The 16,327-nt window shown below is 62.8% G+C and carries 15 protein-coding genes; 8 read left to right on the top strand and 7 right to left on the bottom strand.

Annotation, left to right across the window (positions count from 1 at the left end; genetic code table 11):
• Nucleotides 1–13 precede the first annotated feature (13 nt).
• The gene (locus tag E5720_RS05020; protein ID WP_136169725.1) at nucleotides 14–1,552 is read right to left on the bottom strand and encodes a phospholipid carrier-dependent glycosyltransferase; all 1,539 of its coding nucleotides are present in this window, start codon (nucleotides 1,550–1,552) and stop codon (nucleotides 14–16) included.
• Nucleotides 1,553–1,612: 60 nt separating this feature from the next.
• Here E5720_RS05020 and rsmI point away from each other — a divergent pair, with 60 nt between their 5' ends.
• Nucleotides 1,613–2,452: a 16S rRNA (cytidine(1402)-2'-O)-methyltransferase gene (gene rsmI / locus E5720_RS05015; protein WP_136172453.1), complete on the top strand. Its 840-nt coding sequence runs from the start codon at nucleotides 1,613–1,615 to the stop codon at nucleotides 2,450–2,452.
• A gap of 15 nt (nucleotides 2,453–2,467) precedes the next feature.
• On the opposite strand, the gene E5720_RS05010 is transcribed toward rsmI, so the two are convergent.
• The 3 genes from E5720_RS05010 to E5720_RS05000 are packed head-to-tail and all read right to left on the bottom strand — an operon-like array spanning nucleotide 2,468 to nucleotide 4,600.
• The gene (locus tag E5720_RS05010) at nucleotides 2,468–3,088 is read right to left on the bottom strand and encodes a TetR family transcriptional regulator (protein WP_136169724.1); all 621 of its coding nucleotides are present in this window, start codon (nucleotides 3,086–3,088) and stop codon (nucleotides 2,468–2,470) included.
• A gap of 46 nt (nucleotides 3,089–3,134) precedes the next feature.
• Nucleotides 3,135–3,563: an SRPBCC family protein gene (locus tag E5720_RS05005; protein ID WP_136169723.1), complete on the bottom strand. Its 429-nt coding sequence runs from the start codon at nucleotides 3,561–3,563 to the stop codon at nucleotides 3,135–3,137.
• Nucleotides 3,564–3,577: 14 nt separating this feature from the next.
• Nucleotides 3,578–4,600 carry an alpha/beta hydrolase gene (locus E5720_RS05000; protein WP_247596170.1) on the bottom strand — a complete coding sequence of 341 codons (1,023 nt, stop codon included), beginning with the start codon at nucleotides 4,598–4,600 and terminating at the stop codon, nucleotides 3,578–3,580.
• A gap of 131 nt (nucleotides 4,601–4,731) precedes the next feature.
• Between E5720_RS05000 and E5720_RS04995 the strand changes: the two genes are divergently transcribed.
• Nucleotides 4,732–6,102 (top strand): wax ester/triacylglycerol synthase family O-acyltransferase, encoded by a 1,371-nt coding sequence (locus E5720_RS04995; RefSeq protein ID WP_136169721.1) that lies wholly within the window; start codon nucleotides 4,732–4,734, stop codon nucleotides 6,100–6,102.
• Nucleotides 6,103–6,250: 148 nt separating this feature from the next.
• Here E5720_RS04995 and metG read toward each other — a convergent pair whose 3' ends face one another.
• Complete coding sequence (gene metG, locus E5720_RS04990; protein ID WP_136169720.1) at nucleotides 6,251–7,801, bottom strand: methionine--tRNA ligase; 1,551 nt, start codon at nucleotides 7,799–7,801, stop codon at nucleotides 6,251–6,253.
• Nucleotides 7,802–7,821: 20 nt separating this feature from the next.
• On the opposite strand from metG, the gene E5720_RS04985 reads away from it, so the two are divergent.
• The 3 genes from E5720_RS04985 (at nucleotide 7,822) to rsmA (ending at nucleotide 10,824) form a co-directional block, all read left to right on the top strand.
• Nucleotides 7,822–8,661: a TatD family hydrolase gene (locus E5720_RS04985; protein ID WP_136169719.1), complete on the top strand. Its 840-nt coding sequence runs from the start codon at nucleotides 7,822–7,824 to the stop codon at nucleotides 8,659–8,661.
• Between the two features lie 138 nt (nucleotides 8,662–8,799).
• On the top strand, nucleotides 8,800–9,927 hold the full coding sequence (locus E5720_RS04980; protein ID WP_136169718.1) for a resuscitation-promoting factor: 1,128 nt from the start codon (nucleotides 8,800–8,802) through the stop codon (nucleotides 9,925–9,927).
• Nucleotides 9,928–9,948: 21 nt separating this feature from the next.
• Nucleotides 9,949–10,824 carry a 16S rRNA (adenine(1518)-N(6)/adenine(1519)-N(6))-dimethyltransferase RsmA gene (gene rsmA / locus E5720_RS04975; protein ID WP_136169717.1) on the top strand — a complete coding sequence of 292 codons (876 nt, stop codon included), beginning with the start codon at nucleotides 9,949–9,951 and terminating at the stop codon, nucleotides 10,822–10,824.
• A gap of 70 nt (nucleotides 10,825–10,894) precedes the next feature.
• Here the strand turns inward: rsmA and E5720_RS04970 are convergent, their stop codons facing one another.
• Complete coding sequence (locus E5720_RS04970) at nucleotides 10,895–11,878, bottom strand: YafY family protein (RefSeq protein ID WP_136169716.1); 984 nt, start codon at nucleotides 11,876–11,878, stop codon at nucleotides 10,895–10,897.
• 115 nt (nucleotides 11,879–11,993) lie between these two features.
• Between E5720_RS04970 and E5720_RS04965 the strand changes: the two genes are divergently transcribed.
• The 3 genes from E5720_RS04965 to E5720_RS04955 all read left to right on the top strand — a co-directional run bounded on the left by E5720_RS04965 (nucleotide 11,994) and on the right by E5720_RS04955 (nucleotide 15,560).
• Nucleotides 11,994–12,929, top strand: a complete 936-nt coding sequence (locus E5720_RS04965) for a 4-(cytidine 5'-diphospho)-2-C-methyl-D-erythritol kinase (protein WP_136169715.1) — start codon at nucleotides 11,994–11,996, stop codon at nucleotides 12,927–12,929.
• A complete protein-coding gene (locus E5720_RS04960) occupies nucleotides 12,929–14,725 on the top strand; it encodes an ABC-F family ATP-binding cassette domain-containing protein (RefSeq protein WP_136169714.1) in 1,797 nt (598 codons plus the stop codon). Before E5720_RS04965 ends, E5720_RS04960 begins: the two co-directional genes overlap by 1 nt.
• A gap of 157 nt (nucleotides 14,726–14,882) precedes the next feature.
• Nucleotides 14,883–15,560: a DUF4166 domain-containing protein gene (locus E5720_RS04955; protein ID WP_136169713.1), complete on the top strand. Its 678-nt coding sequence runs from the start codon at nucleotides 14,883–14,885 to the stop codon at nucleotides 15,558–15,560.
• Nucleotides 15,561–15,633: 73 nt separating this feature from the next.
• Here E5720_RS04955 and E5720_RS04950 read toward each other — a convergent pair whose 3' ends face one another.
• On the bottom strand, nucleotides 15,634–16,290 hold the full coding sequence (locus E5720_RS04950) for a hypothetical protein (protein ID WP_136169712.1): 657 nt from the start codon (nucleotides 16,288–16,290) through the stop codon (nucleotides 15,634–15,636).
• Between the last annotated feature and the right edge of the window lie 37 nt (nucleotides 16,291–16,327).

Genomic DNA, 16,327 nt, shown 5'->3' with positions numbered 1-16,327 from the left:
AAAAAGATGTTCCCTAGCGCCAACTCGGCAGCCAGAGTTGTTGCTGCCACAGCTCCGGTGAGATCGGCATCGCGGTCAGGATCGGCCACAACCAGATGAAGTTCGCAACCACCAGGCCGACATACAGACACACCAGTAGTAGCCCCGTGCCTCTACGTTCGGCGGACGCGCGTGCGCGCCCGATGATCTGCCCGAGTATCAACGCGAGCCCCATCACCATGAACGGGGCCATCGCGACTGCGTAGAAGTAGTACATCTGCCGATCGAGCGTGATGAACCATGGCAAAAATCCTGCGGCGTACCCAACGATGACTGCGGCGAACCGCCAATCTCGGCGGACCAGGAACATCCACAATCCCCACGCGAGCATCGGCACCGCGAGCCACCACATGGCCGGCGTGCCGATGAGCATGATGGCTTTGACGCACGACTGCGTCGAGCAGCCCTGCACTTGCTCACCGTCGGCGAAGTAGTACAGCATCGGGCGCAAGCCCATCGGCCACGTCCACGGCTTCGATTCCCAGGGGTGACGGTTGCCCACCGAATTGGTGAGACCCTCGTGAAAAGTCAGAACATTGCCGCTGTAATACCACAGTGAGCGCAGTGCATCCGGGACGAACGAGAACAGCCCGCCCGTACCGACCTGATTCCCGACGGCATGGCGATCGACTCCGGTCTCGCTGGCGAACCACCCTGAATACGTGCACAAATAGACGATCAACGGCACCACGACGAGGGCGTACAGCGACGGCCCTATGTCTCGAAGTGCCGTACCGATCCAGGGCCGAGATACTCCGTTCGCGCGGCGGGCCGCGACGTCGAATCCGACGCACAACAGTCCGAAGAACGCGATGAAGTACATCCCGGACCACTTGGTTCCGCAGGCAAGCCCGAGCATGATTCCGGCGCCGAAACGCCACCAGCGGACACCGAGCCTCGGCCCGAATTCGCTTGCCTTGATACGTCCTTCGCTTCGCACTTTCGCCATACGTTCACGGACATCGTCTCGATCGACCACCAGGCAACCCAGCGCCGCGGTCACGAAGAACGCCAGGAAGATGTCGAGCATGCCGACGCGTGAGGAGACGAATGTGACGCCGTCGGCGATCAGTAGGACGCCGGCAATCGCGCCCACCAGCGTCGACCGCGCCATCCGTCGTACTATCCGAATCACGATCAGCACCAACAGAGTTCCGAAGAGCGCCGACGAGAACCGCCAACCCCAACCGTTGTAGCCGAACAGTGCTTCCCCGGCTGCGATCAATTGCTTGCCGACGGGCGGATGCACTACGAGCCCGTAAGCGGGATTGTCCTCGACCCCACCGCCGGTGAGCACCTGCCATCCTTGCGGGGCGTAATGCTTCTCGTCGAAGACCGGCGTGCCGGCATCGGTGGGGTAACGCAGAATCGCGAAACGGGTGATGGCGGCGATTGCAGTGAGAACGAGAGTGACGATCCATCCGCGTCGCCGATCGGTATCGCGGTAGAAGTCGGCCGCCGCAGTGGTGGGCCCAGGACTGACGACGGGGCGCGCATCGGTCGACAGGGTCACATGCCGATCGTAGGCGGCGCAGCGGAATGCGAGAAGGTCGGTGTGGGGGATGATGGGTGCATGCTGATCCTTGCCGCAACACCCATGGGCGACGTGGGTGATGCGTCCCAGCGACTGCGCGACGCACTGGCCACGGCCGACGTCGTCGCAGCAGAAGACACCCGAAGGACCAAACAGCTGGCGAGTTCGCTCGGGGTGACCATCACCGGCAAAGTGATCAGCTTCTACGACCAGGTCGAAACCGCGCGTCTTCCCGGGCTGCTCGACGCGATCCGTGCCGAGAAGTCGGTCTTGCTGGTCACCGACGCGGGCATGCCGTCCGTCAGCGACCCTGGGTACCGGCTGGTGGCCGCCTGCGTCGACGCCGACCTTCCGGTCACCTGTCTGCCGGGCCCTTCCGCGGTGACCACCGCACTCGCGCTGTCCGGACTACCCGTCGAACGGTTCTGTTTCGACGGGTTCCCACCGCGCAAGCAAGGCCAACGGAGAACCTTTTTCGAGTCCTTGCGGACGGAATCGCGCGCCTGCGTGTTCTTCGAGGCGCCTCATCGACTCGCTGCCAGTCTCGACGACGCCGTCGCAGTACTCGGCCCGGATCGGCGTGCTGCGGTCTGCAGGGAGCTGACGAAGACCTACGAGGAAGTCAAGCGTGGCACGCTCGGCGAGCTTGCAGTGTGGGCCGCCGACGGGGTTCGCGGCGAGATCACCGTCGTGCTCGCCGGAGCGCAGCCCGTTGCCGCAGAACCGGAAGATCTGATCGGTGAGGTAGAAGAACTGGTTGCGTCGGGCATGCGGCTCAAGGATGCATGCGCCGAGTTGGCCGTCGGCGGCGTCAGCAAACGCGAGCTGTACGAGGCAGTTCTCGATTCTCGTAAAGCGGCGCAGGACACACTGTCGTAAGTTTCGGACTGGCCTTCAGCGGTGGGCCGTGGAGGTGAATTGGTAGGTCGCCGCATCGACGATCTCCTCGGGAGTGATGGTGATTTCGTCGTTCAGCCATGCGGTGACCAGCTCGGCCAAGCCGCCGACGAACAACAGGCCGTTGATTTCTCCCTGGTGTGGTGGCCACGCTCGATCGCCGTACATTCGGGTCGCTTCGTCTGCGACCATCTGAGCGAAGCCCCGTAGAGCTGCACGACGGTGGGTGCGCAGGGGCTCGAACGCAGCGGATTCGATCATCGCAACTCGACCCTTGCGGGGATCTTCGGTGAGGATGGTGACGAAGGAGGAGATGGCATTTCGTACGCGTTCCTCCAGTGTTCCGGTGCTCGATCGAAGCGCGGCCAACCCAGCCTGTCGAACTTCGTCGGCGATACCGTCCAGGACTTTCTGTAGGAGATCGTCTCTGCCAGTGAAGCTTTCGTAGAAATATCGTTCCGTCAGCTTGGCGCGGCTACAGATGGCAGTCATCGTGGCACCACTTTTCCCGGTAGCTGCAAACACGTCCAACCCTGCTTCGAGCAAACTCTCGCGTCGTTGGACTGCTCGTTGGTCTGCGCTCATGCCGCCGTACCGGCGTGGCGTGGATGGAGTCATGGAGTGATTTTGACAGATGCGAACGCGGCGCCGCTTCTATCGGAGATCAACCGACGACCTGCTGACGCAGCCCTTCTGTTGCTGCTTCGAGAATCGTCTTGGTGCCCTTGCGGACAATAAAACCTGGAATCGGAATCTTCGGATCGATGGTCAACTCGAACGCCACATGAGTGCCCCTGGCTGTCGGCGTCAATGTGTACTCGCCGTGCTGCGCCTTCTGCTGCGACCCCTCCACCAGGTCCCAGCTGACAGTCGTATCGGTCCAGGTGTACTCCACTACCTGTTCGTCGCTGATTCCCAGGATCGATACCGCCATCTTGACGTGATGGGGGCGGCCGTCGTCGAAACGGTCGATGACTTCGACCTTCTTGTGGACCGGCGACCACGACGGGAGCCCTTCCACATCTGCGAGGACATCGAGCACCGCCGCAGGATCGGCATCGATATCTACGTCTTTGTTCGCTGTGACTGCCATGTGGACAACGTAACTCAGGCCGAGCGGTCCGCGACAGGAATCGAGCCATGCGAGCGCACGAAGTCACCGATCCGCTGCAGCGCGCGGTGTGCTTCCGGCAGGAAGTCTGCGACCTGGAACACGTGCACCTGATCCGCCCATACTTGGAGTTCGCAATCGACGCCCGCAGCGCCGAGCCTCTCCGTCATCAACTCGGCGTCGGCGAGGATCATCTCGGTGGAACCAGCTTGAATCAGCACCGGCGGTAACCCGCGTAGGTCTGCGTCGACGGGTGAAACCCTCGGCCCCTGTTCTCCTTCGACGACGATCCGGGCTTCGACTCTCTCTGCCAGCACAGTCAGCGGAGGCACTGCCTCGGGCGGGAAGATAGCGCATTTCGACGCGTTCTCGTGGTTGAGCTTGTTCGTCGGGTCCATGTCCGTCAACGGTGACATCGCGAAAATGCCGGCAGGCATCGGTAGATCCAACGTCTCCAACGCCAAGGTGATCATGAAGGCGAGGTAACCACCGGCAGAGTCGCCGGCGATGAAGATCTGATCCGGGCGGTATCCCGAATCGAGAAGAAAGCGGTAACCGTCGACGCCGTCCTCGACCGCATGAGCGATCGGATTACGGGGCATCATCCGGTAGTCGACCGATAGCACGGGCGCATCGACGTACTGCGAGATCCGAGAGGTCAGCCTGCGGTGGGTATTGAGCCCGCAGCAGATGAAGGCTCCGCCGTGCAGATACAGCACCACATTGTCGTTTCGGACCCCTTCGGCACGGATCCATTCGGCGTAGCAATCGGCCAGCATGATCCGGTTGCACTGCGCGCCCTTCACTGCGGGCAACAGCATGCCTGCGTAGTCGACGAGTCCCATCGGCCATGGAAGGTGTGGCGCCTTGGCCCACAATGACAAGAACGGTCGAATCGAGTACTGCAGGCCCGTCGACAGCGCTCGTGAGCTCAGGCTTCCACCAGGAAAATCATGCCTGCGTGGCGCACGGTTAGGCGTCGACTGTGGCTGCCGCAGTGCGGTGAGCGCTGTGTTCATCGTCCTCGCCTCGATTCGACAGTTGTTTGGAACTCCTACTAACGGACCTTAGCGTGTGACATATATCGCCCGAACGTAAGGTCGTGTTCGATGTCACACCGTAATCGAAACTAGGCTCAAAGGTGATCCACATGGCGCTCATGCCCGTTACCGAATCCATGTTCCTGATCGCTGAATCGCGTGAGCATCCGATGCACGTCGGAAGTCTCCAATTGTTCGTGCCACCCGGGGATCCGCACGAGTTCGCACAAGAGGTCCACGACAAGTTGACGACGGGTGAAGTCCACGAGTTGTTCCGTAAGCGCCCCGGTCGCCCCGTCAACGTGATGGGCAGCCTCGCATGGTCACGTGAGCCGGACATCGACTTCGACTACCACGTAAGGAGGACAGTTCTGCCCTCTCCCGGGCGAATCAGAGAGCTGTTCCAGTTCCTTTCGCTCAATCACAGCACTCCGCTCGACCGGTACCGGCCGATGTGGGAAGTACACATCATCGAAGGTCTCGTCGACGGCCGCATCGCGCTGTACACAAAGGTGCATCACTCCCTCGTCGACGGTGTGTCGGCCCTGAAATTGACGCTCAACGCTCTCAGTACCGATCCCGATGACAGAAACGGTGTCGCAACATGGGATCCGTCCCTGTTCCGCGAGAAGAAGGCGCGTGAAACACCGTCCACACTCGAACGAATCACCGGCGGGTTGACTCTAGGACGCACAATTGCCGCTGATCTCATGGACTTTTTGCCCGCTGCAACCCGAATCGGATTGCGCGCCATGCGAAACGAAGGGGCGCAACTCCCTCTGCGCGCACCCCGCACGATGTTCAACGTACCGATCGGCGGAGCTCGACGTTTCGCGGCCGAAAGCTGGTCCATCGAGCGAATGACCAAGGTGGCCAAAGCCAGAGGGGTAACGCTGAACGACATCGTGCTCGCAATGTGCTCCGGTGCGCTGCGCTCCTACCTCATCGACCAGGAAGCGCTCCCTCGAGCACCCTTGATCGCAATGGTTCCGGTATCCCTCCGCACACCAGGGGAGGACAAAGGGCCCGGTAACTCGGTCTCGGTGATTCTGTGCAATCTCGGCACCCACGAATCCGACCCACTTGCCCGACTCGACGCCATCACCGACTCCACCGCCAAGGGCAAGAGCATGATGCGCGAACTCAACACCCTCGAATCACTGGCAATCGGCGCAGTGACCGTGGCGCCGTTGCTGTTCGGACCGGTACCAGGCTTCGTCAACTACACACCCCCGCCGTTCAATGTCATCATCTCGAACGTGCCGGGCACCTCCGAGGAATTGTATTGGAACGGAGCCAAACTCGACGGTATCTACCCGGCTTCGATCGTCTGCGACGGAATGGCGTTGAACATCACCGTCGCCAGCAACGGCGATTCCCTGAACTTCGGGCTCATCTGCTGCCGGCGCAGCGTCCCGCATCTGCAGAGAATGCTGACGCACCTGGAGAACTCCCTGGAGGAGTTGGAAAAGACCCTATAGGCGGCGGCGGTATGCTCCGCAGCCGCTCAGCCCGCTTACCGCCGCTTGAATGTGCGCTTCAAGTTATCTGATCGTATGAATGGACCATTCAAGCGAAGCGGGGAGCGGCACGACCACGCCGCCACCCCCGCCGCCACCACCCTGGGCGCTACTTGACCTCGTACTTCGGGAAGACCGGAGACGGGGCCGGCAGTGGCGTACCTACGACGATTCGGGTGCCGATATCGGCGAACTCGTGCGCTGGACTGCCGAGTAGTTCGAGGATCCGGGCGGCCGAGTCAGGCATGATCGGCTGCACCAGAATGCCGACGATGCGCAGCACCTCCATCGTCACGTAGAGCACAGTTGCCATGCGCGCCGGGTCCGTCTTGCGCAGTACCCATGGCTCCTGCTGCGAGAAGTAGCGGTTCGTCTCGCCGAGAACCGACCAGATTGCCTCGACGGCCGAATGCAGTGCCTGCACGTCGAATTCGCGTCGGCAGATCTCGAGCAGTTCGTCTGCGCGTGCCAGCATCGCGGAGTCCTCGGCGGTGAATTCGCCCGGTGTCGGCACTACTGCATCACAGTTTTTGGCGACCATCGTCAGTGATCGCTGCGCCAGGTTGCCGAGTTCGTTCGACAGGTCTGCGTTCATCCGCGTCACGATCGCCTCGGCGCTGTAGCTCCCGTCCTGGCCGAACGAGACCTCGCGCAACAGGAAGAATCGGAGTGAATCGAGTCCGAACTCCTCGACCAATGCGAAGGGGTCGACGACGTTGCCGACCGATTTGGACATCTTCTCGCCCTTGTTGTTCAAGAAACCGTGGACGAACACCCTCTTGGGTAGTTCGACACCGGCGGACATCAGGAACGCAGGCCAGAACACGGTATGGAAACGCGTGATGTCCTTGCCGATGATGTGAAGGTCTGCGGGCCAATACTTCTGGTACTTCGCCGACTCGGTATCCGGGTAGCCGACGCCGGTGATGTAGTTGGTCAATGCGTCGACCCACACGTACATCACGTGCTCGGGATCGTTCGGTACCTGAATTCCCCAGTCGAACGTCGTCCGAGAAATCGACAGATCTCGCAGCCCGCCCTTGACGAAGTTGACGATCTCGTTGCGGCGCGAGACAGGTGCGATGAAGTCGGGCTGCGCGTCGTAGAGCGCGAGGAGCTTGTCCTGATACGCAGACAGGCGGAAGAAGTACGACGCTTCCTCGGTCCACTCGACCGGAGTGTTCGTTTCGGTGGCGACCCGGGTGCCGTCGTCGGCGACTGTGGTCTCGGCCTCGGTGTAGAAGGCCTCGTCGCGAACGGAGTACCAACCGGAGAATGCGTCGAGGTAGATGTCCCCGTTGGCCTCCATGCGCCTCCACAGCTCCTTGCTGGCGGCGTGATGGTCTTCGTCGGTGGTGCGGATGAACCTGTCGTGGGAGATGCCGAGAGCCTTGTCGAGCTCCTCGAAGGCATCGGAGTTACGTGCAGCGAGATCGACGACGTCGATGCCTTCCTTGACGGCCGTCTGCTGCATCTTCAGGCCGTGTTCGTCGGTTCCGGTCAGAAACATGACGTCGAAACCGTCGAGTCGCTTGAATCGGGCGATCACATCCGTCGCGATGTACTCGTAGGCGTGTCCGATGTGCGGAACGCCGTTCGGGTACGCAATGGCAGTTGTGACATAGAAGGATGGCCGTGAGGCATCAGCTGGCGCAGTCATGGTTCGCCTACTCTATCGGCGTGAGCAAAGACCGTCCCGCACCACCATTGCCCGAGCCGCTCGGCCACCTCGTCGACGCCCATACCCACCTGGACGCATGTGGTGCCGTCGATGCGGCCAGTGTGGCTTCCATCCTCGACCGAGCCGAGTCCGTAGGCGTTTCTCGCGTGGTGACCGTTGCCGACGACCTTGCCGCCGCACGCTTCGCTGTCGACGCAGCTCACTGGGATCGGCGAGTGTGGGCGGCCACGGCGATACATCCGACGCGAGCCAACGTGCTCGACGAGACGACCCGCACCGAGATCGAGCAGCTTTCCGCCGATCCTCGGGTCGTCGCGGTGGGGGAGACAGGCCTGGACTACTACTGGCCCGGCAAACTCGACGGGTGCGCGACGGTCGAGGAACAGCACGAAGGTTTTCGCTGGCACATAGATCTGGCGAAGCGGCTGCGCAAGCCGCTGATGATTCACAATCGTGAGGCCGACGACGATCTGCTTGCGGTCCTGAAATCCGAAGGCGCCCCGGAGACTGTGATCTTCCATTGCTTCTCCTCGGGGCCGGAGATGGCGAGGGCATGCATCGACGCCGGGTACGTGCTGAGCCTGTCCGGGACCGTCAGTTTCAAGAACGCTCACGCTCTACGAGAAGCGGCCGCACTGATCCCGGATGCGCAGTTACTGGTGGAAACCGACGCTCCCTTTCTGACGCCCCATCCTTACCGTGGGGCCCCGAACGAGTCCTACTGCCTGCCGTACACCGCCCGGGTGCTCGCGGAGATCCGGGGTCAGGACCCTGGGCATCTTGCCGCCCACGTCACTGCCAATGCGGAACGGGTGTACTCGCTCCCGCCGGGCCGGTAGCGGAAAGACATAACTCGACTTCACTTACAGTCGGTTGCTTGCTTGGGTTGCGAGATATCCATCAGTTCGTTACCGTACCGTGACCGACCGCCGGGCGTTTCGAACAGAAGGTAACGCTCCAGAATCCAGGAATCGCTTGTGTCTAGTATTGCCCGCCTTAACTCCACCAGGTCTTTGACCTTCTACCTGGTGGTCGCCGCGCTGCTGGCGACGTTGATCGTCGGGGGCGCCACCGCCGTCGCTCGTCACAAAACCGTGACAATCGACGTCGATGGCGAGATGATCACGCTCAGCACGATGACGTCCGACGTCAACGGCGCGTTGGGTGCGGCTGGATACGAACCGAGCGACAAGGATCTCGTAGTGCCTTCCGGCGATTCGTCGCTGTCCGACGGCGAGACGGTCGTCCTCCGGCGCGCTCGCGAACTGAGCGTGACGGTGGATGGCCAACCCCGCGAGGTCTGGACCACAGCACTGACGGTCGACGAAGCCCTTTCGCAGATGGACCTGGCCCAGGACGTGCACGTTTCCGCTTCGCGCGGTGAGCGACTGCCACTGGAAGGTACGTCGCTGGAAATCGCACTGCCCAAGCAGGTCTCGCTCGTCGACGGAGCTGCTCCGGCCGCACCGGTGACACTGGCGGCACCTACCGTCCGGGAACTTCTCGAGCAGGCAGGCGCGCCACTCCAAGAAGCTGACACAGTGGTCCCTGCACCCGACGAGATCGTTACCGAGGGCGCGTCGATCATCGTCACCCGAGATCGAACCGAGACCAAGTCCGAGACCGCCGATGTAGCGCCACCCGAGCAGCGCATCGAGGACCCGACGATGAACATGAGCCGTACCGTCCTCGAGAATCCGGGCGCACCCGGCATCTCCGACATCACCTGGGCGATCAACACCGTCAACGGCAAGGAAGTCGGCCGCGAAAAGGTAACCGAGACCGTCAAGGTTCCGGCGCAACCGAAAGTAGTTCGAGTCGGTGCCAAGCCTGGCACCGAGGTCCCGCCCGTCGAGAACGGCAGCACCTGGGACTCACTCGCACAATGTGAAGCAACAGGTAACTGGGCCATCAATACCGGCAACGGATTCTTCGGTGGCGTGCAGTTCGACCAGAACACCTGGGAGCGCCAAGGCGGCCTCAAGTACGCGCCCCGGGCTGACCTTGCGAGCCGCGAAGAGCAGATCGCCATCGCTTCGGTGACGCAGAAGTCCCAGGGATGGGGAGCGTGGCCGGCGTGCACCTCCCGCCTCGGCTACCGATGACAGGTGCGTAGAGTTTTCACAGTGCAAGAACATGTGCGGGAACCCGCGGCGCTGCTAGGGCCTGCGGAGGTGCGATCTCTCGCTGCCGAGTTGGACGTGCGTCCTACCAAACAACTCGGCCAGAACTTCGTGCACGACGCCAACACAGTGCGACGCATTGCGGCCGCAGCCGACATCTGTGGCAGCGATACCGTCCTCGAGGTCGGGCCCGGTCTGGGCTCACTGACGCTGGCCCTGCTCGACGTCGCAGACTCCGTCATTGCCATCGAGATCGATCCCAAGCTGGCATCGCGGTTGCCACAGACAGTGGCCGAGCGAGCACCGTCGCTGGCCGACCGTCTCACCGTCGTCGAGTACGACGCGCTACGAATCAAGGCCGCCGACATCCCGGGGGAGCCGGCTGCCCTCGTCGCGAATCTTCCCTACAACGTTGCGGTTCCGGTTCTGCTGCACCTGTTTTCGGAACTACCGTCGCTCCGCACTGCTTTGGTGATGGTGCAGGCAGAAGTAGCCGATCGACTCGCTGCAGACCCCGGCAACAAGATCTACGGCATTCCCAGCGTCAAGGCAGGATTCTTCGGAACCGTCAAACGAGCAGGATCCGTCGGGCGCTCGGTATTTTGGCCGGTGCCGAAAGTGGAGTCCGGGCTGGTACGGCTCGACCGGTACGCCGAGCCACCGTGGTCTATGGACGACGCCCATCGACGTGCCGTGTTCGCCGTCATCGACGCCGCATTCGCGCAACGTCGCAAAACCCTCCGTGCAGCACTCAGCGGTTGGGCCGGCTCGCCCGTCATCGCGGAGCGCCGGTTACGCGAAGCCGGGATCGACCCATCTGCTCGCGGGGAAACACTCGACGCTGCGGCCTACGTGCGGTTGGCGGCAACCGAAGCCTGACCCGCGTATCGCTTCGGTCCAGATCGCTTCGATGGTCCACTCATACGATCAGATAACTTCAGTGATTCATTCAAGCGACCCCGTCCGCACCCGCTCGGTACCGACGGCTGAGCTTTATGTGTCGCTCCGCGAGCACCCGGCACTCGTCGGCGAGTTGCGGCGGATCGAGGACCGTGAAGTCCGTGTCGAAGGCGGACAGCCATCGAGCGATCGAGGGCAGTGAATCTCCGGCCAAGGCGAGGATGCAGGTCTCGTCGCTTTCGGACTCGAGAGTGCCCCATTCCGCGTCGACCATCGGTGTGATCGTCTCGATCGGAGAATGCAGCCGTATCCGTGCCTGCGCCTGAGCGAGTGCACGGTCGATTCCCCGCGCGACGAATGCCGCTGCCCCGCCGTCGGGCAATTCTCGTGGGGTGAAGCGTGGACCCGTCGGAATCTTCGGTTGGAGCCGGTCGACGCGGAACGATCGCCAGTCCTGACGGTTGAGGTCCCATCCGAGTAGGTACCACCGGGAGCCCGCCCGCACCAGGCTGTAGGGCTCCACCTCGCGCCGGGTCTCGGTCCCGTCGTGGCTGCGGTAGTCGAATCGCAGTCGTTCATGGCCATGGCACACGCCCGCAACTGCCGACAACACCGCAGCGTCGACGGCGGATAGTGCGTCCGGACGGTCTACGACGTCGATGCGTAGTGCGTCGAGTCGGTGCCGAATGCGCGACGGCATCACCTGGCGCAACTTGGTCAGCGCGCGCAACGACGCCTCTCCGATGCCCGCTACCGAGCCGCCGGCCGCGGATTGGAGTCCGAATGCCACTGCGAGTGCTTCGTCGTCGTCGAGTAGCAGGGGAGGCATTTCGGCGCCCGCACCCAGCTGATAGCCGCCGCCGACACCTGCGGTGGCGTGGACCGGGTATCCGATCTCGCGGAGCTTGTCTACGTCGCGTCTGACGGTGCGCGGGGTGACGTGCAGTCGGTCCGCGAGGTCGGCCCCTGCCCAGTCACGTCGTGTCTGGAGCAGGGACAGCAACTTCAGAAGTCGTGCCGAGGTTTCCCGCATACCCCGATAATGGCAGTAATTGCGGACCGATACTGTCCGCGGTCGGGGTGATCGGGGAGTTAGGACGGCCACACGAATGTGGGGTACCACGATTTCTCCACTACTGTTGACCCTCGTGCTCTCAGTCGTCCCCAGCCCCGTAGTCGTCAGGGCTCCGTCCAAGGTGAATTTGCACCTCTCGGTCGGTGACCTGCGCGAGGACGGCTATCACGAGCTCACCACGGTGTTTCAGGCGCTGTCGTTGGCCGACGAAGTTTCGGTGGTGCCGGCTCGGACCTTGCGCGTGACCGTTCGCGGCGATGATGCGCGGTCGGTCCCGACCGACGAGCGCAATCTGGTGTGGAAGGCAGCGGTCCTGTTGGCCGATGCCGTCGGACGTGAGCCGGGCGTCGAGATCACTATCGACAAGGGCATCCCGGTTGCAGGCGGTATGGCAGGTGGGAGTACGGACGCAGCGGCGACGCTCGTCGCGCTCAACGCCCTGTGGGATCTGGATCTTTCCCGAGCGGAGTTGACCGATCTGGCCGCCGAGCTCGGCAGCGATGTCCCGTTCGTTCTGCACGGCGGAACCGCGATGGGTACCGGCCGGGGGGAGAAGCTACTTCCGATACTCTCGCGCAACACATTTCATTGGGTTCTCGCCTTGGCCAAGGGCGGCCTGCAGACCCCAGCCGTATTCGCCGAGTTGGACGAGCTGCGCGCCAAGGGAAACCCGCCGCGCGTCGGTGAGCCCGAGGCTCTGATGCATGCGCTCGCGACCGGTGATGCGAATGCGCTTGCGCCGCTTCTCGGTAACGATCTGCAGGCTGCTGCGCTATCGCTGCTTCCGCAACTGCGCCGCACCTTGCGCGCAGGGGTGAGCGCAGGCGCTCTGGCCGGGATCGTCTCGGGGTCGGGTCCCACGTGCGCTTTTCTGTGTGCTGACGCTGATACCGCAGTGTCGGTCAGTGCTGAACTATCCGGTGCGGGTGTCTGCCGCACCGTGCGTGTCGCGAGCGGCCCGGTTCCCGGCGCTCGCGTGGTAACTAGTGAATCGATTGGTTTCTCCTGATGGTCAATCTCGTCAATCTCGAAAACGTCTCCAAGTCTTTCGGCGTCAAACCGCTGCTCGACGGAGTCTCCCTCGGTGTGCAGGAGGGCGAACGCATCGGCATGGTCGGCCTCAATGGTGGTGGTAAGACCACCACGCTCGAGGTTCTTGCCGGCATCGAGCCGCCCGACTCGGGGCGGGTCAGCCGGGTCGGTGGACTGCGGATGGCCGTCGTCACCCAGCGCGGCGTGCTGCCTCCGGGTTCGACCGTCGGGCAGGTCGTTCTCGACCCACTCGGCATGGCCGAGCACGAGTGGGCAGGCGACTCGCGCGTACGTAACATCCTGACCGGCATCGGTATTGCCGACCTCGGTCCTATCGGTAGCTCGGGCCTCGACGCTTCCATCGACAACCTGTCCGGCGGTGAGCGCCGAAGAGTCGCGCTGGCGGCGGCGCTGGTCCAGGATCTCGACCTGTTGGTGCTCGACGAGCCGACCAACCATCTCGACGTGGAAGGCGTGCAGTGGCTCGCCGCGCATCTGGTTTCGCGTCGCAGCGCTCTCGTCGTCGTCACCCACGATCGTTGGTTCCTCGACACGGTGGCGAACCAGACGTGGGAGGTCGTCGGCGGCGGCGTCGAAACCTACGAGGGTGGATACAACGACTGGGTGTTCGCCCGTGCCGAGCGCAGTAGGCAGGCCGATGCTTCCGAGGAACGTCGACGCAACCTTGCGCGTAAGGAGTTGGCGTGGCTGCGTCGCGGCGCACCGGCCAGGACCTCGAAGCCCAAGTACCGGATCGAAGCGGCCGAAGCGTTGATCGCCGACGTGCCTGCGCCCCGTGACTCCGTTGCCTTGGCGTCGTTCGCGCAGCGTCGACTCGGCAAGGTCGTCATCGAACTGGAAGATGCGCGACTCGAAACTCCGGACGGCCGTGAACTGGTCCGCGACTTCACCTGGCGCCTGGCGCCGGGTGAAAGAGTGGGTCTGGTCGGGGTGAACGGTTCCGGTAAGACCACGCTCCTGCGCACCCTTGCCGGTGAGTTGGAACCCGCCACTGGCAAGCGTATTCAAGGCCAGACCGTCAAGATCGGTTGGCTCAAGCAGGAATTGGACGATCTGCCCAAGAAGCTGCGAGTTCTCGACGCGGTCAAAGAGGTAGCTGAGCGAATTACCCTGGGCGACAAAGAGGTATCGGCGGGCCAGCTCGCCGAACGTCTCGGGTTCACCCCGGCCCGTCAGCGCACTCCGGTCGGTGATCTGTCCGGCGGCGAGCGTCGACGGTTGCAGCTCACACGGGTATTGATGGCGGAGCCCAACGTGCTGTTGCTCGACGAGCCCACCAACGATCTCGACATCGACACGCTGCAACAGCTCGAGGACCTGCTCGACGGCTGGGCGGGGACCATGGTGGTCATCAGTCACGACCGGTACCTCATCGAGCGCATCTGTGACTCGACCTGGGCGCTGTTCGGCGATGGCAAGCTCACCAACCTTCCCGGTGGCATCGAGGAGTACTTGCGTCGGCGCGCGGTGATGGCGGCCGAGGCGACACCGGACTCGCTGACCACGGGCGGTGTCGTCAAGACCGCTGTACGTGATGCAGGATCCGAGAGGGCTGCTCGTAAAGAGCTCAGCAAACTGGAGAAGTCCGTCATTCGTTTGTCGAAGCGGGAAGCGGAGCTGCACGCCGAACTGGCGGAGGTGGCCACCGATCCGGGCAAGCTCGTGGCATTGGATACCGAGCTCAAGCAGGTGGTGGCGGACAAGGACGTCGCCGAGGAGCGTTGGATGGAGCTGGCCGCCGAGCTGGAGTGACCTGCACATGATGGCGGGGCACGACGGCAGTAGGTACTTTCGATAGCAGGACGGTTCGGCGGACCGCGCACACCGGATACGAGAGGACCTACGAGTACATCGTGTCCATACTTTTCATACCGACCTTCCAACTGACGGCCGAGATGGGGTCCACTCAGTGACGTCCGTGGTGCGCAAGGCCATGGGCGATTCGTTCGAGGATCTGCATCCCAAGGTGCAGTGGCGGTTCGGACTCTCCGCAGCGGACGGGCTTTGCCAGATCGGCGTCGGCGTCATGGAAGAGATGACCCATTCGGCGTTGGTGCCATGGCCCGTTCTTGCGCTCGGGGCCCGGCGGGGTTTGTTCCCCGGGGGTCGAGGAACCGACGTTCCCTTCACCGTCGCCAACTACGCGTATACCGACGAACTGGGTCGGGAGACGATGTCGTTCGTGCGCAGGTTTGCCTTCGTCGGAAAGCCACAGGGCATGAACTCGGTGATGGTCACACCGGCTGTGTCCCAGGGGCACGATGTTGCGCTGGACTATCTGGGATACAGCTCGGACATGCTGGTACACACTCGATGTAGCGCGGACTCCGATGGTGGAATCCTGCTCGAGAGCGGCGCTCCACGGATACGCGGGCTACGTGTCCCCGCGTTCGCATCTGCCCTGACAACCGGACGCGAGTGGTGGGACGAGGGCGAGCAGCGGCATCGCATCCAGATCGACGTCACCAGCCCGATATTGGGTCGGCTGTTCCACTACCGAGGATGGTTCACAGCAGAGGAACGTCCGTGCGCGGCCGCTGACATCCCCGAAGATGCACGGCCGTCGAGGCTGGAAGAGCACGAATAGCACTGGAAGCGGTGGAACCCTCTGATACTGGACATAGTCGAGCCAGAGGTGTTCCGTCACATGCGGTGAGAGATCAGCGGTAACCCTTGGCCGGGTTGAGTAGATCGAGCACGATGGTCTGACCGTTGGACCTGACATGTATCTCAGGGTTCTGCAGTCCACCGGAGGTGAGGTACTCACCGAGGAGCTGGAGTAGCTCGTCGGGGCCGACCGAAGTGTCTGGCGTACGGATGTCACCGGTGCGGCTGCCCAGCTCGTTCTGAGTGAGTCGGCCCGCTATGCGTACCGATGCAACACCCATCGCGGTGCGGCGGTCGGGTGCTGCGCCGCGTGCCGGGCTCGACGACGGGCCGCTACTGGCGCCGTTCGATGCGTAGGTGCTCGATCGGCCGTTGGTCGGCAGGCCGTGCTCGGAGATCTGATCGCTAGTAGTCACTTCAACCTCGTTCGAATCTTTGGACGGCTGCTCGGGGCCGGCACTTGGGGGTTCCTGCTTCATGACCGGCTGCTCCAGTTCCTGCGTGATCGCAGGTTTTGCGGGCCTAGTAGGTGCCATCTCGGCGGGATCCTTCGCCGGAGGTGTAGCGGTCTTCGGATTGGTCGATGCAGGCGAGTCCGCCCAAGGCGGCGAAATATCCGCGGCCAATTTCGGGGTCGGCGTACTCAACCGGTGGGCCGGTGTTTGGCCGATCTTGATTCCCGCCTGCGGATAGCTGGAACCCTGCGTCATAGAAGACCTCGCGTCGTGAAGAACCTGTGTCATGCCA

Origin of the sequence: Rhodococcus sp. PAMC28707 (assembly GCF_004795915.1) — a bacterium.
GTDB lineage: Bacteria > Actinomycetota > Actinomycetes > Mycobacteriales > Mycobacteriaceae > Rhodococcoides.
This window is presented reverse-complemented; position numbering and strand designations above follow the sequence as displayed.

What these genes read in the sequence shown, in the direction of transcription:
- E5720_RS05010 (WP_136169724.1), bottom strand. Translation starts at nt 3,088, where the DNA reads ATGACTCCATCCACGCCACGCCGGTACGGCGGCATGAGCGCAGACCAA.
- E5720_RS05005 (WP_136169723.1), bottom strand. Translation starts at nt 3,563, where the DNA reads ATGGCAGTCACAGCGAACAAAGACGTAGATATCGATGCCGATCCTGCG.
- metG (WP_136169720.1), bottom strand. Translation starts at nt 7,801, where the DNA reads ATGACTGCGCCAGCTGATGCCTCACGGCCATCCTTCTATGTCACAACT.
- rsmI (WP_136172453.1), top strand. Translation starts at nt 1,613, where the DNA reads ATGCTGATCCTTGCCGCAACACCCATGGGCGACGTGGGTGATGCGTCC.
- E5720_RS04950 (WP_136169712.1), bottom strand. Translation starts at nt 16,290, where the DNA reads ATGACGCAGGGTTCCAGCTATCCGCAGGCGGGAATCAAGATCGGCCAA.
- E5720_RS04970 (WP_136169716.1), bottom strand. Translation starts at nt 11,878, where the DNA reads ATGCGGGAAACCTCGGCACGACTTCTGAAGTTGCTGTCCCTGCTCCAG.
- E5720_RS04960 (WP_136169714.1), top strand. Translation starts at nt 12,929, where the DNA reads ATGGTCAATCTCGTCAATCTCGAAAACGTCTCCAAGTCTTTCGGCGTC.
- E5720_RS05000 (WP_247596170.1), bottom strand. Translation starts at nt 4,600, where the DNA reads ATGAACACAGCGCTCACCGCACTGCGGCAGCCACAGTCGACGCCTAAC.
- E5720_RS04995 (WP_136169721.1), top strand. Translation starts at nt 4,732, where the DNA reads ATGGCGCTCATGCCCGTTACCGAATCCATGTTCCTGATCGCTGAATCG.